This window comes from Paenibacillus sp. J22R232, assembly GCF_056269165.1.
In genome coordinates this window covers 33207-46963 of record NZ_JBWDNK010000020.1, presented here as the reverse complement: position 1 = coordinate 46963, position 13757 = coordinate 33207, and the positions used below count along the sequence as shown (strand labels likewise).

General features: G+C 49.6%; 12 protein-coding genes and 1 pseudogene. 1 reads left to right on the top strand and 12 read right to left on the bottom strand.

Translation table 11 applies throughout. From position 1 onward, the window contains the following. Nucleotides 1–38: 38 nt before the first annotated feature. The 6 genes from AC0YN3_RS29965 to AC0YN3_RS29940 all read right to left on the bottom strand — a co-directional run bounded on the left by AC0YN3_RS29965 (nt 39) and on the right by AC0YN3_RS29940 (nt 8377). Nucleotides 39–2282 carry a helix-turn-helix domain-containing protein gene (locus AC0YN3_RS29965; RefSeq protein ID WP_475778571.1) on the bottom strand — a complete coding sequence of 748 codons (2244 nt, stop codon included), beginning with the start codon at nt 2280–2282 and terminating at the stop codon, nt 39–41. Between the two features lie 39 nt (nt 2283–2321). Continuing rightward, nucleotides 2322–3944, bottom strand: coding sequence for a type 2 periplasmic-binding domain-containing protein (locus tag AC0YN3_RS29960; RefSeq protein ID WP_475778570.1), 1623 nt, complete (start codon nt 3942–3944; stop codon nt 2322–2324). Nucleotides 3945–4011: 67 nt separating this feature from the next. Further along, nucleotides 4012–4881 (bottom strand): carbohydrate ABC transporter permease, encoded by an 870-nt coding sequence (locus AC0YN3_RS29955; protein WP_475778569.1) that lies wholly within the window; start codon nt 4879–4881, stop codon nt 4012–4014. 15 nt (nt 4882–4896) lie between these two features. Then, nucleotides 4897–5802 (bottom strand): ABC transporter permease, encoded by a 906-nt coding sequence (locus AC0YN3_RS29950; protein ID WP_475778568.1) that lies wholly within the window; start codon nt 5800–5802, stop codon nt 4897–4899. Nucleotides 5803–6146: 344 nt separating this feature from the next. Beyond that, nucleotides 6147–6407, bottom strand: a complete 261-nt coding sequence (locus AC0YN3_RS29945) for a hypothetical protein (protein WP_475778567.1) — start codon at nt 6405–6407, stop codon at nt 6147–6149. Between the two features lie 263 nt (nt 6408–6670). Then, entirely contained in the window at nt 6671–8377 is a 1707-nt protein-coding gene (locus tag AC0YN3_RS29940; protein WP_475778566.1) for a glycoside hydrolase family 2 protein, read from the bottom strand. Nucleotides 8378–8496: 119 nt separating this feature from the next. Between AC0YN3_RS29940 and AC0YN3_RS29935 the strand changes: the two genes are divergently transcribed. Further along, nucleotides 8497–9318: a helix-turn-helix transcriptional regulator gene (locus AC0YN3_RS29935; protein ID WP_475778565.1), complete on the top strand. Its 822-nt coding sequence runs from the start codon at nt 8497–8499 to the stop codon at nt 9316–9318. Nucleotides 9319–9405: 87 nt separating this feature from the next. Here the strand turns inward: AC0YN3_RS29935 and AC0YN3_RS29930 are convergent, their stop codons facing one another. From AC0YN3_RS29930 to AC0YN3_RS29905, 6 genes and pseudogenes are all read right to left on the bottom strand, one after another. Then, a complete protein-coding gene (locus AC0YN3_RS29930; RefSeq protein WP_475778564.1) occupies nt 9406–9948 on the bottom strand; it encodes a histidine phosphatase family protein in 543 nt (180 codons plus the stop codon). 127 nt (nt 9949–10075) lie between these two features. Beyond that, nucleotides 10076–10198, bottom strand: a complete 123-nt coding sequence (locus tag AC0YN3_RS29925) for a hypothetical protein (protein WP_475778563.1) — start codon at nt 10196–10198, stop codon at nt 10076–10078. A gap of 18 nt (nt 10199–10216) precedes the next feature. Then, on the bottom strand, nt 10217–11197 hold the full coding sequence (locus tag AC0YN3_RS29920) for a glycerophosphodiester phosphodiesterase (protein ID WP_475778562.1): 981 nt from the start codon (nt 11195–11197) through the stop codon (nt 10217–10219). Nucleotides 11198–11372: 175 nt separating this feature from the next. After that, nucleotides 11373–11660 (bottom strand): hypothetical protein, encoded by a 288-nt coding sequence (locus tag AC0YN3_RS29915; RefSeq protein WP_475778597.1) that lies wholly within the window; start codon nt 11658–11660, stop codon nt 11373–11375. 111 nt (nt 11661–11771) lie between these two features. After that, a pseudogene (locus AC0YN3_RS29910) lies at nt 11772–12878 on the bottom strand (DEAD/DEAH box helicase); the annotation flags it as partial. Between the two features lie 58 nt (nt 12879–12936). Beyond that, on the bottom strand, nt 12937–13413 hold the full coding sequence (locus AC0YN3_RS29905) for a GNAT family N-acetyltransferase (protein ID WP_475778561.1): 477 nt from the start codon (nt 13411–13413) through the stop codon (nt 12937–12939). Nucleotides 13414–13757 lie beyond the last annotated feature (344 nt).

Sequence of the window (13757 nt, the reverse complement as noted above, 5' to 3'; positions counted from 1 at the left end):
CTATCCCGCTCCCTCATGATTAGACTTTACTGTTATCGTTATTTCACGTTCATGCTCCGGTATTCCCCCGGCGTTTTGCCTACCAGCTTCTTAAATACGCGGTTAAAGGAAACCGAATGGGTGTATCCGACCAGGTTGGCAATATGTTGTATGGGTTCCGCGGTTGCCTTCAAATATTGTTTGGCTTTCTCCATGCGGAAATAAATTAAATAACTGACGAAGCTCTCCCCGAATTCTTCCTTGAAGAGACGGCTTAAATAATTTCCGCTCATGCCGAATTTATCGCTAATCGAGGTCAAAGATAGGTTCGAATCATGATAATTCATTTCGATATAACTTCTAATGTCACGAACCGTTTCATGGTTGCTATGATTTTCCCGCATGCCTTGTATATCATTAAATAAGGTCATGAGTATGTTTTTTAAATTTTCCTGGGTATCCGTGACAGACTCAATGATGTACATCTCTTCGCGTATATGGGACAAGCTGTTTTCCTTCAAAGATTCGATGGACTCCATATCTAAGTAGGATAGTTCTCTATCCAGCTCGAAGAGCAGGTAATTCAGTAAATTCACCATATCCTCCGCGGTTAGTATAGCCCCCTTCACTTCGCTGAACAGCCGCTCGAAGGTGCTCTCCCATTTCGCGTCGCCTACTCTGAACGAGTCGGCGAGAGCATGGACAAGATGCTGGTATTCGTAATAAACCTTCCCTGATTTCCCCTCGACATCTTCGCGCGAAATGATTTTGCGGTCTTCAAGCAGCCACTTATAACGCAAAATCTCCTCGGCATCCCGGTAAGATCTTTTCAAATCGCGAATATAGAACACTTCGCGGCCGATGCCGACGGTAATGCTGAACGTCATAAACCGTTCCATCCAATCGAGCATTTCCCGCCAAAATCCGTTCGCGGTCTCGGACATATTGCACGAATCAGATTCGCCGAGGCTAAATAGGAGGATCAGCCTTGTTTGCGACATCCATTCGCAATAGATGCCGAATGGATAATACTCTGCGATCTCCTGAATCACTTTGGTCACGGCGTATCTTAGCAAATACTGATCCGATTCCGAGTATCGACTGTCGAACTGGTGGAAACGGTCGATCTCGGCGATCGAGAATTGAAACTGCTTGGACTGGATCAATAAGTGTCCGTCCTTCAATTCCGAAAGTAATTGTTCAACCTCACCTGTGACGTCCTCGCTCATAATTTTTTGAAATACATGCTTGCGCTTGATGACATCATCCTTTACCGACTGCTCCCGGAACTTGCCTAGCTCCTCCGCCATATTTCCGAACGTGGATTCGATAAACCCGAATTCATCCATATGCCGAACATCGGCAAATTCGTCTTTTTTGCTAGGAGCATTCATTCGAATTCGAGTGATAATCGATTCAATCGGTTTGTAATTTCTGCGCGTCGCATATACCACCCAAATTACGCCAACTACGGTGACCAATGATCCGAGAATGATCCATAAGTATGAAAAGGCAGAAGCGTAGCTGATTATGCCCCCTTGCTTGATACCGCTTTCAAATGTCCATCCCGTATAAGGCGATGTGACGCTTGCCAGCTGCACATGATTGTTCTTCCCCTGCTCCTTAGACCTTTCGCTCGTATCGAGCAGCATGTCCCCTTGCCTATGGATCGCGATAAAACCTAACTTCAAGGCCGTCTTTTCTTCAATCGACCTGGCAATGGCCTGGGTCCGGATATTGACGATGACCAGCCCCTGGCTGCCGTGCTCCAGCGGAGCCTTGCGTACAAGGGTAACCACCTTTTGCGACGGATCATGCGGCACGAACGGATCCTGTCTGCCAGTCCAATTGAGAAGGTTCCTGGCGTTCTGAGCTTCTTTAATGAACGCCTCGTCCGTAAATTCATCCAAACTCGCCAAGCCGCCTTGCGCTAGCAGCAGGCGATCGGACCATCGAACGACATAGATGGACGAAATCCATGGATTGGAATCCATCCATCCCCTCAGCTTCTCGCCCGTTTCGTAATTCTGGAAATACGTATTCGTCGTCCCCTTCTCGTTAAAGAAGGCGGATAACACCTCATCCGTCTGAATCCCTTGCATGATAACGCTGTCAATCGTCTGCAGCGACTGGTCCACGGATTGCATCACGGTCTGCGCGAACATCGTGTTGGCGCGTCCCGTCTCTTCCTGCGACAGCTTTACTATGAATAGGAAGCAAGAGATAATCAAACCCGAAACAACAAAGAGCACGATCGGGAGATAAGAGAACAACAACCGATAAAACCACTTATTGCGCTTCATTCTTTATCCCCCTGCCCATCGTTTGGATGTTGCGTAATCTTACTTCGTATATAAATCTTTGGTTAAATAGGCCGTGTCTTTATTTGCATTATACCAATCCCTCCACCAATCGTCGATTTGTTCGCCTCCTACTTGTTTCCATGCCTTTTGCGCATCGGCGATCGCTTGATCCGCGGTGTACGCATCCCCGCTGACGATCGCTTTCTTCAAAATATTATCGATCTGCCCGTTCACGGTAGAGGAGATGGTCTGCAGCTCTTTGGGCAGCACTGGCCTAAACTCCATGAAAGTGAATCCCGGGTAAGGACGGTCCGGACTCAAATAATTTTCCGTTGCTTGTCCGTATAGCTCCAACCATTTCTTTTCTATCGGATTGTCAAGGCTCAGAGAATTGATATAAGCAGGCACGCTCCCGAAGAAGGCCGGCGAATATAATAAATTAACGTCGTTTGTCCAGGAGAATTTCGGATTATCCAGCTGTTTAAGCGCGGGAAAACCCGCTTCGGTCAGCGTATGATCGGTTCCCTCGTCTCCGTAAGCCAATTTGGTCATGCTCGCTTTATCCGAAAGGAAATCGATATACTTCATAACGGCTGCCGGATCTTTGGCATCGGCATTGACGAGACCGACCACTTGGATCGGCGGGATCAAGCCGCCGCTGAACTGGCCGTATGCACTCGCAGGCAGCGCAATGCAAAGCACTTCTGCGTTCGGGTTATTGTTCATTAATGTAGCAAGGACCTGCATTTCGTCGATTCCGTCGATGGAGCCCCCGTAAATGCCCAGCTTGCCTGTTACCCATTCTTCCTTCGCTTTCGCCCCATCCTTATCGTTCAGGAAGTCTTTATTTACAATGTCCGAATCAAATAGCTGCTTTTTGAAAGCCAGCGCATCCTTTTTCCGATCCCAGCCGTTTACTAGTTCGTCATTTTCCACCACAGGGGTGATGTTCCCGAACATAGCGTCAATCAAGGCACCTGTAATAAAACTCATCGCGATGCCGCGCGTATCGTGCTTCCCGTTGCCGTCCGGGTCCTGGGTTGCAAACGCCTTGGCCACTTCAAAGAGCTCCTCCGTCGTTTGGGGAACGGACAGATTCAGCGCTTTCAACCAGTCCGCCCGAATAAACAAAGAATCATTCGGCTGCAATCCGTTCATACGGCCGATTTGATAAATATGCCCGTCCGGATTAGTCGTAAGCTTTTTCAGCCCCGGGTAGTCCTCCAGCAGCTTCTTATAAGTGGTACTCGTCTCGTTGATAAGCTCCTCGAGCGGCATAGCTTGGCGCTGGTTGATCAGTTGGCCTTTGAAATCGCTGCTATAAGACCATACGATGTCCGGGGCGCTTCCTGCCGCGAATAAGGTATTATACTTTTCCGTATCCGAAAAGCGCGGTATCGGCACGAACTTCACCTCTGCCGGTCCCTCTTCGTTGATCCACTTTGTCGCCCAATTATCCGCAATGGTGCCCTGATCGGCCGGGACATTGCCTCGATCGTATACGGCTGCAGTCAACCTGCCCTTTGCCGCGGTATTATTTCCGTCCGTGCCCGGATCGGGCTCCTTGGATGGAGTTGTAGAGCATCCTAATACCGTTACGCTGCACAATATAATGTAAACGAACGCCATCATTGAACCTCGCCGAAGTTTCCGATTGATCATGTATGAGCCTCCCCTTTCATTTCACCATGTTCCAAATGTAAGATGCTTCTGCCGCTCATAGCCGCAGCTAACCTTTCAATGACCCGATCATCACCCCTTTCACGAAATGCTTCTGGACGAAAGGATAGACGATCAGTACTGGAAAGACCATAACGAGTACGCCTGCAGCCTTCACGCCCTCCGGTGTAATCGCTTGCTGCAAATCCGAATCGATGGCGAGCTGCGGGTTCGAGGCAGAAAATATCATTTGCTGCACCAATACGGCCAAATTGTATTTGCTCGTATCATTGACGTAGATCAGTACGTTGAAGAAATTGTTCCAATACGCGACGCCATAAAACAAGGAGATCGCCACAAGCATGGGCAGCGACACCGGAAGCACGATTCTCATAATCAATCGGAGCTCGCCGCAGCCATCGATGCGGGCCGCATCCTCCAGCTCTCGCGGGATGTTTTGGAAAAATGTTTTTACGACCCACATGTTATACGTGCTTATCAGTCCCGGCAGCCACAGGGCCCAATAGGAATTGACCAAACCAAGCGATTTGACCAGCAAATAGTTAGGAATTAGTCCGCCGCTAAAAATCATCGTAAAAATGATAGCCATCGATAAAAATCGGCGGCCATAAAAATATTCTCGAGACAAGGGGTATGCGACGGCGATGGAAGCTGTCATGCTGCATAACACGCCGACAATCGTGATGACGAAGCTGTTCCCGAATGCATCCACGATCCGTGTCCCGAGAAATAGAGCTTTATACGAATCCCAATTCCATTGTACCGGCCATAGCGAGACCCGTCCCCCCATAATCATGCCCGGGTCGCTGAACGAGGTTGCAAAAAGATGAACTAAAGGCAAGAAACAAAGCAGTCCCGCCATCAACAATACGAAGTAATTAACTGCATAAAACACTTTTTCGCCAGAGGATGCGCGCATCGATCCATCCCTCCTTTACCACAGTTCTTTTCCCATTCGGCGGGCGATTTGGTTCGCCGTTAGGATCAATAGCAACCCTACCAGCGATTCGAACAATCCCATGGCAGTCGTAAGGCTGAATTGCGCCCCCTGCAGCCCAAGCTGATACACCCAGGTGCTGATGACTTCCGAGACGCTGGCCACGACGGGATTGCCCAAAATATAGATTTGATCAAATGATACCTCCATAATACTTCCCATGGATAGAATCAGCATCATCACCACGACCGTGCTGACTCCGGGCAACGTAATATGCCAGATTTGCCGCCATTTGCTTGCTCCGTCGATCGCTGCGGCTTCGTACAAGACCGGATCAATCGCGGCCAGGGCGGCCAAATAAATAATGGCGCTAAAGCCCGCTTCCTTCCAAACCCCCGATCCGAGATAGATCGTAACCCATGACGTCACCTCGTACATAAATGCATGGTTGTAGCCGAACCACCGTTCCAGCAACAGGTTCAAGCTCCCCCCTTCTTGCGAGAATAACGTCAGCACGATGCCCCCTACAATAACCCACGAGAAAAAATGAGGCAAAAACACCATCGTCTGAATCGAACGTTTAAACCACGTTTTACGCACTTCATTGAGCAGCAAAGCCAGAAGAATCGGAAACGGGAAGCCAACAACGAGCCGAAGCAAACTTAGCCATAACGTGTTAATAATGATATCCGTTGTGAGAGCGTTGCTGAAGATCAAGCGGAAATTATCAAGCCCGACCCAGGGACTGCGCACGATTCCGTCATGAAGGTTGTAATCTTTGAATGCGATTACGAGCCCCGCCATTGGCGTGTATTTGAAAAGAAGATAAAAGAGTGCTCCCGGAATAAACATCCATAAGAGCGGCACATTTTGTTTGAACCGTCTACTTGCGCTCGTTCTCATATTTCGCCTCCCGGTTGCTAGCATAGCCTGTTTTCAATTCATTGTACCTCCTCCGTCCGACATTGCATTCGAATTCTTATTCATCATCAAGGTTTTGGAATTCCCAGACAAGATACAAAAAAGGCGGAACTAAACCAAACAAGGAAAACGCGAACTAAACACTTTCAATAGAACACACATTTTCAAGAATCCCCCCTAAAATCCAGCTCAAATACGAGCAAAAATCAGGGTAGATACCTGAATTGTGCTCGCCGACGTTAATCGTTTCGTTTACTATTTGCCGTACATCGTATTACAACTCGCCATAAAAAAAGGAGCAGCTCCCGCCGCTCCTCCTCCCCAGCTTACACATTCCGAAAACGCTGCAGCAGCAAATTGCCGCTCACATTTGACGTTTTTTTCTGGTACACGATTTTGAAATCGTCCAGCAAGCAGTTCAAAGCCGTAATAAGCAGTCCGTTCGTTACCAAAGTAGCTTTGCAAGGCTCAGCGCTGCCAATGACGCGTACAGAAACGATTCGGCGTGCAGAGCCGGGAACAAGCGGATTCCTTGTCCAACTGATCAACACCAAGTCAGGCTGACGAACAGCTTTTAGTCCACCCATACCGATCACCTCGATTCTATTAAACTTCTATATATCAGATGCGTGATCGGCTCGCATGGTGCCAAGCAAAAGGCGGAGTGATATGTGGTGAAACGCAAAAAGGGACCCATCCTACTAGGATGAGTCCTAACGCCATACGCTTTTGCTGGGCTGCTACAAGGATGAGTACCAACGCCGTTCGCTTTTGCTGAGTTGCTACAAGGATAAGTACCAAAGCCATTCGCATTTGCTGAGCTGCTGCACAGCTCTACAGTCCCACTCTCTTACCGCTCCGAACGATAAATCTCCTTCACCAACCGGTATGCCAGCTTCGGCTTGCGATACTCGTTCAGCAACCCCTTGTTATTGAAGCTTCGCGCGCGATCGCGGAAGTAAGGTCTATCGCTCCGCACATCAACGCGAATATCGGCGAAATGCCAGATAAGCGTGCCCGCAATGCGAGGGTCGTCACGGAATATGTTGAGCGCACGCTTCACGGTATCGGCCTGGTAGTCTTCGCTGAACAAGCGCGGCTCCCAGCCCGCATCTCCGAATATCCCTGCTGCGCCGAACTCGCTCATGATGACAGGCTTGCCGCCCGCGCCCTGCTTCTCGGCATTGCTGTAGTAGTTCTTCAGCATGCTCCTGAATCCATCGACGCTGCCCTCATACCAGCCGTAATATTTGTTAATGCCGATGACGTCGAAATGGGATAATACAATATCCTCCTCCGGATGCATGGTTGCGTAGGTTACGAGCCTGCTGCTGTCCATGCTGCGGATTTTGCCCACAAAAGCTTTGGTCAGCTCGAGCGCTTCCTCCGTCCGCGTATCAATCTCGTTATGCGCCCCCCAGAAAATGATAGACGGATGGTGATAATCGCGTGTAATCATTTCGTCCAGCATATTGACGCCACGTTCCCTAAAGATCGGGCTAGCCAGCGTCTCTACGCTCATAAAGCATCCCCACATCGGGATTTCGCTCCACAGCAGCATGCCGTGCTCATCGAGCAAGTCGATCCAGAACTGGCTCTGCGGGTAATGAGATCCGCGTACGATATTGCAGCCCATATCGGTCAAAATATCAAGATCCTTCAGCATCAGCTTAGGCGGGAAAGCAAAGCCCCATTCCGGATGCTCCTCATGCCGATTCACGCCTTGGAGATACAGCTTTCGGCCATTCAGCAGAATGTCGCTGCCCTGCACTTCCACGCTGCGGAATCCAGTCCGGTCAATGAGATCATCTTCCCCCGCTTGAACCGTGAACGTATACAGCGCCGGTTCTCCAATGTCCCATCTACGGATCTGCGCAAGGCTGCCCCGAAGCGTCAAGCTCACAGCTTGACCGGCAGCGACTTGCACAGAGGAGGCAGAGAGCGAATGCCCCTCCGTAACGGCACTCACTTCTACTTGGCTGTCTTCCTTGCTAAGCGACTTTAGATCAACGTGCAGCTGAATATCGGCGGCATCACCCTTCAACTGGTAGTCGATTTTCATCAATTCGATGTACACATCAGGCAGCTCCTGCAGCTCGACCGATCGCATAATTCCCCCGTAGGAATGCCAATCCGCAATGTCCGTCGGCAGCGTTTGCCAATCCACCGTATTATCCACGCGAATAACGAGCTCATGCTTGCCTTGAGCGAGCTTAGGGAGGATAACGGAGAATGGCGTAAAGCCGCCAAAATGATCCCCCGCATGCTGGCCGTCCACATAAACATCCGCATGGTGCAGAATGCCTTCAAAGACCAACCGAATATGGGATGCCTTCACATTGTCAAAATAAGTACGGTACCAAGCCGCACCGATATAATCGTAAGTACCTAATTCATTGTTCCAGCATGAGGGTACAACAAGCTTGCGGGAACCCGTAGGAAACCGGGACGCCCATCCTTCATTTTTGCCGATATCGCCTGCATCCGTTATGAAATCCCACAATCCATCCAATAGCCTTGTAGGCCGCAGCGTATGCTGCTGAAATGTCCGTATCACGTTTAACGAGCCCCTTTCCTATTCGCTTCGTAAAGCGTATCATAAAAGAAGAGCCGCATAACATGGCTAAACCTCATCTCTCTTTGTCAAAATCGCTACAAGGCTGGTGATCAATTCCCTTGTCTAACGACCGAATTTACCATCATCGGCTTTCCTATGAGAAGCTGCCTGTTCCAGGCTGGAAGGATATACGGAATACGACGGACGTTCATTCTCTCTACTGGGTCCAGAGCGGCGAAGGCGAATTTTTTTATGGGGCGGAGGAAGTGTCTCTGCCTGTGCAGGCTGGGGATTTATTGTATCTGAAGCGTGGGTTTACGCTCTCCATGTCATCCTCTATGGACAAGCCATTATGTATTCGGATGCTGCTGTTCGATGTGCTCGATATACCTTATGAACAGGATCAATGGCTGAAGCCTGTTCCGCTCGAATCTCTGGACGTGCCTTTTTATAAAACTTACTCGCCAGAGCAAGCAGACTGGGTCGAATCGCAGTTTGCACGCATGTGGTCTATCCAAGGAACCGATTCGCATGAGCGGCAAGCGGAGTTCCAATATGTGCTGACTCGCTTGATTTCATTCATGAAAGACAACGATACGTCGCAGAGTCCCTCTATGAAAGCCTTCCAGCAGGCGAAGCTGTGGATGGAAACAAGCTATCATCAGCCCATCCGGCTGGAGGAGCTTGCGCAAGACCTTGGTATTTCCGTATCGCAATTGCGCAAAATGTTCATGAAGCATACTGGCATTTCGCCCAAGGCTTATTTAAATCAAGTTCGGAATGAGCAAGCGAAGACGCTGCTATTGCTTACGGATGAACCGATGAAGGCCATTGCGGATGCGTGCGGATTTGCGGATGAGTTTCATTTTGGCAAAATGTTTCGCGTATGGAACGGGATCGCCCCCGCTCGTTTCCGCGCATGGAACAAGTCCGGGCGCTAGGTTGGACGCCTGGGAAGCCTGATGCAGCCCAAGAACCATATGATTGGCTCATCTACGATATGGGGCACGTCTTTAAACGCTAGAACCTTACTCCGCCCAAATTGGCTCCAGCTTAACCTCATCACCCGCGAATGAAAGCTGAAACACATCCGGATTGCTCAGCGACTGCCATTCTTTAAATCCGATTCGGCTATCAAAATGCTTCAGAATTAGCGAAATCAGATTGCCGTGCGACACGATCACCACATTGCTCTTCCCGCCTCCGCTTGCTTCCAATACGACCGGAACGGCACGCCGCATTGCTTCGTTACTCGTTTCGCCGCCTTCACAGCGCAATTCCAAATCATCATAGCTGTTGCTTAGCTTCTCCAGCCAATCCAAGCTATTCTCGGAAGATAGGACACGCTCGGTTAATCGGTCATCCAGCACGATCTCCATCCCTAAGCGGTCAGCTAACGGCTTTATAGATCGGCATGCTCTCTCGTATGGGCTTGATATCACATGATCAATGTCTCTTGTCGAGAAAAATGCAGCCAGCTGCTCAGCCTCCCGAGCGCCGCCTTCGGTTAACGGAGCCGACGCCTCTTGCCCTGTTGCCTTGCAATGACGGACGATATATATATTCACCATAAACGAGCACCTCGCCATACGACTTTCACATCATCGTATCACATTTTTCAAACGCACTAAATAAAAGAGTTGAAGAATGAAAGAAGCGCGGAGTAAGCACGAGGGAAGGTTTGGAACTGGAGGAGCGTCAGCGTTCGCCTTTGTCTCCGGATTTCAACCATAGGCAGCGGTACAATCGAAGAAATCTGGAGACAACAGCGGCCGGAAGTCCAAACGTTCCCGAAGCTGCAAACGACGTCAGCTCGTTCATGCTCCTCAACTCATCCCCTTACCCCGGATAATCCGTAATCACGCCATCTACCCCAAGCTTCTTCATCTTCACCATGTCCTCATCATTCTGAATGGTCCAAGCGATCACTTTGCGACCTCGATCATGAATTCGTTCTACGGTCTGCTTGTCGAGCAGCTCCTTCGGATAATGGATATAAGCGGAGAAAGAAGTGAGCGCATCGAGCGTCGCGTCCGAGAGCGGATGCTTGTCCTCATGTACAAGCGCCGCGATGGGAACGTTCGGCAGCAGGTTATGCATAAGTCGTGTCGATTCAAAATCATACGATTGAATCACAATGCCCATACTGTTCTTCCTCTCCGCAAGATCCACGATGGACTTATGCCCGCCCAAGCCGGCAGCGGCTAAACGCTTCTCATAGCTGCGTATTACCTCAGCGACTTGCTCCTCGATGCCTGGATACAGCTTGGAATCCTTAATCTCGATCAGCATCGCCATTTTTCCTGCAAAACGGTCCAGGACCTCCTCCAAGGACACAATTTTCTCTTTCTCTTGTTCCTTGTCTTTCTCCTTTTCCTTATTCTTTACTTTCTCTGTTTCCTTATCATTCCCAGTTACGTTCTCTTCCTTATCCGTTCCCGTCCTCTCCTTCTCCGCTTGGCGCGAGCCTTTCCCCGCAGGAGCATCCATATTCTCCAGCTCGTCCAGCGTATACTCATCCACCGCCCCTTGATGATCGGTCGTCCGATCCACCGTGTCGTCGTGAATAACGACAAGCTCCTTATCCTTGCTCAGCTGCACGTCGAACTCGATGAAATCAGAGCCAAGACGCTCGGCCTCCTCGAAGGCGGCCATCGTATTTTCCGGCTCATGCCCGGATGCGCCGCGATGCGCAATTATCAGAAAGCCTTCCGGCGTGTTGGGATTGGATGCGGATACGATCAGCGTCGCGCAGCCTAGCAGCACGAGTACGATGCCGATTCTTCTCCATACATAAGCTTTGTCCCGTGTACTCATCATGATAGCCCCCTATGTGTGTCGCCTAGCGATCTAGACGCAAGTAGTCTTATACCTTACACACGCGGAGCGGCCACCGAAACAGCAAAAAGGCCAAAGCCGCCTTTTGCCAAGGCTGCTCTGACCTGATGAAACGATTCGACGAAGCTAAGCCGACCAACCGATTTCCATATTCTAATTACTTAGCGCCGTACTCCGCAGTCGCTGTATCCAGCATCTTCTGCCAGTTTGCGAAATCCGTATCTCTGGCTACGTGACGGTCAAAAAACTCATCCGGGATGTCTAGAATATCCTCGCGCGTCTGGACTTTGAAATTGCCTTTCTCCAAAAACTCCGCGAAGCTATTCGAGCGGGTATGCTTGCTCATGAACGAATCATGAAACAAAGCTTCCAGTGAAACGTGGCTCGGATCCTCTTGTATGTCTTTCTGGCCTTGCAGTTCCTTCAGTAGATCCTCAAATGACATTGGTTTTTGCTTTCTCAAATGATCAACTCCTCATTCTCATTAGTGTATTCCAGACTGCCTATTGCCGTTCCCCTATACGGTCAGCACCTGATTGGTTGGTACGGTTGCTACGGGAATCGTTTTCTTGATTTTTTTCTCTATGTCCTTCAAATACGGCAGCTCTTCGGTCTCGCAGAAGGAGATCGCGATACCGCTTAATCCCGCTCTTCCGGTACGCCCGATCCGGTGCACGTACGTTTCCGGTATGTTTGGCAGATTGAAGTTAATCACATGCGACAGCTCATCGATGTCGATTCCGCGCGCTGCGATGTCCGTTGCGACAAGCACTCTCGTAGCGCCGCTTCTGAAGCTGGCAAGCGCATTCTGGCGCGCATTCTGCGACTTATTGCCATGAATGGCCTGTGCCGTAACGTTTACCTTGTTCAGTCCGCGCACGACGCGGTCAGCGCCATGCTTCGTGCGTGTGAACACAAGCGCCGATATAATTGTTTTGTCCTTTAGAAGCTCATTTAATAAGCCCTGCTTGCTGGATTTTTCAATAAAATATACGGATTGCTCGATACGGTCCACCGTCGAAGACGCTGGCGTAATTTCCACCTTGGCCGGATTAACCAGCAGCGCTTTGACAAGCTTCGATATTTCGGGAGGCATGGTCGCGGAGAAGAATAACGTTTGCTTCTTGCTAGGCATCTTGGCGATGATTTTCTTCACGTCATTAATAAAGCCCATATCCAGCATGCGGTCTGCTTCATCCAGCACTAGAATTTGCACGGCGCTTAGATCGACGAGTCTCTGGTTAATCAAATCGATGAGCCTGCCTGGCGTCGCAATGATAATATCCGCGCCTTGCTCAAGCGAGCGCTCCTGCGCTTTCTGTGAAACGCCGCCTACGATAGCCATGCACCGAATATCGGTAAACTGGGCATACGCCTTGATGTTATCATCTATCTGCAAAGCCAGCTCTCTGGTTGGAGTTAGAATGAGCGAACGCGTACGGCGTCCTCTTCCCCCTTTGCTGGGCTGGCTGCTTAGAAGCTGGACAATCGGCAACGCGAATGCGGCCGTCTTTCCTGTACCCGTCTGCGCGCAGCCGAATAAGTCCCTGCCTGCCAGCACGACGGGAATCGCCTGCTCCTGAATCGGCGTAGGCTCGGTGTAGTTCTCTTTGGCTAGCGCTTTAAGAAGCGCGGGGGAAAGCAATAGATCGTTAAAAGTCATTTTGTCTCCTTCATGTTTAAAAAGCAATAATGATGAATCACGCTGCTTATTTATACGGTTAATTATAAGTCATCCACACGGTGCCGCCCAAAACCTCAAAGCCTTGCTTAAACCAGAAGTTTCTGGATTTCTCGAGTGAATAAACGTACATTCTTTTGTTCGGGTATTTCGCTTTGAGCCAGTCGATGAATGCCGCGGCATAGCCCTTGCTTTCGAATTCCTTCAGCACATCAAGCGCCTCTATAAAGACGAAGTTCTTCTTGTTCTTAATATCAATATAGAAGTCCTTCTCCAAATATTTCTCGTCATCGCTGAAATAATCGGCTTCCGCCTTCTTAATCAGTTGTTTCCCGTTTTCGTATTCCCATACGACGCCGTAGCCCACCATCTCATCTTCTGCTTCAATGACATAGATTTGATCCGGTAATGCCGAGCCGTCGCGTTTGCTAAGCTCAGGCGCATGATAGGCCGTCACAATCTCGCCAAGCAGCGCCTGCATGTCTGAATCGAACGGTTTTGCGGTAATTGTAGCCATTATGAGCTCCCTTTGTTCGGTTTATTACGTCTATCTTCATCAAAATAAAAGAAGCGGGGTGTTAATTCGTCCCCCACTTCTCCTATTGATTGTGTATGGTCTATTGTCCTTAGTCATCTTACCACAAAAGTGCGCCATCAACTAGCTATTCTCGATATATAAGCCCGCTCCGCACGGAAATGCTCCAATTTTACCCCCTGCGAAATGGAAATATACCCCTTCCCATCTTTCCCTGTTCGTCTCATGATTATAGTAGGTTAACCGAATCTTAACTTTTCTCCAAAAAGGGGGGACCGCTTAAACCCGCGATCTCAGTCAGGCACCAGCACCCAGACATTTACATG

What these genes read in the sequence shown, in the direction of transcription:
- AC0YN3_RS29965 (WP_475778571.1), bottom strand. Translation starts at nt 2,282, where the DNA reads ATGAAGCGCAATAAGTGGTTTTATCGGTTGTTGTTCTCTTATCTCCCG.
- AC0YN3_RS29960 (WP_475778570.1), bottom strand. Translation starts at nt 3,944, where the DNA reads ATGATCAATCGGAAACTTCGGCGAGGTTCAATGATGGCGTTCGTTTAC.
- AC0YN3_RS29955 (WP_475778569.1), bottom strand. Translation starts at nt 4,881, where the DNA reads ATGCGCGCATCCTCTGGCGAAAAAGTGTTTTATGCAGTTAATTACTTC.
- AC0YN3_RS29950 (WP_475778568.1), bottom strand. Translation starts at nt 5,802, where the DNA reads ATGAGAACGAGCGCAAGTAGACGGTTCAAACAAAATGTGCCGCTCTTA.
- AC0YN3_RS29945 (WP_475778567.1), bottom strand. Translation starts at nt 6,407, where the DNA reads ATGGGTGGACTAAAAGCTGTTCGTCAGCCTGACTTGGTGTTGATCAGT.
- AC0YN3_RS29930 (WP_475778564.1), bottom strand. Translation starts at nt 9,948, where the DNA reads ATGGTGAATATATATATCGTCCGTCATTGCAAGGCAACAGGGCAAGAG.
- AC0YN3_RS29925 (WP_475778563.1), bottom strand. Translation starts at nt 10,198, where the DNA reads ATGAACGAGCTGACGTCGTTTGCAGCTTCGGGAACGTTTGGACTTCCG.
- AC0YN3_RS29920 (WP_475778562.1), bottom strand. Translation starts at nt 11,197, where the DNA reads ATGATGAGTACACGGGACAAAGCTTATGTATGGAGAAGAATCGGCATC.
- AC0YN3_RS29915 (WP_475778597.1), bottom strand. Translation starts at nt 11,660, where the DNA reads ATGTCATTTGAGGATCTACTGAAGGAACTGCAAGGCCAGAAAGACATA.
- AC0YN3_RS29905 (WP_475778561.1), bottom strand. Translation starts at nt 13,413, where the DNA reads ATGGCTACAATTACCGCAAAACCGTTCGATTCAGACATGCAGGCGCTG.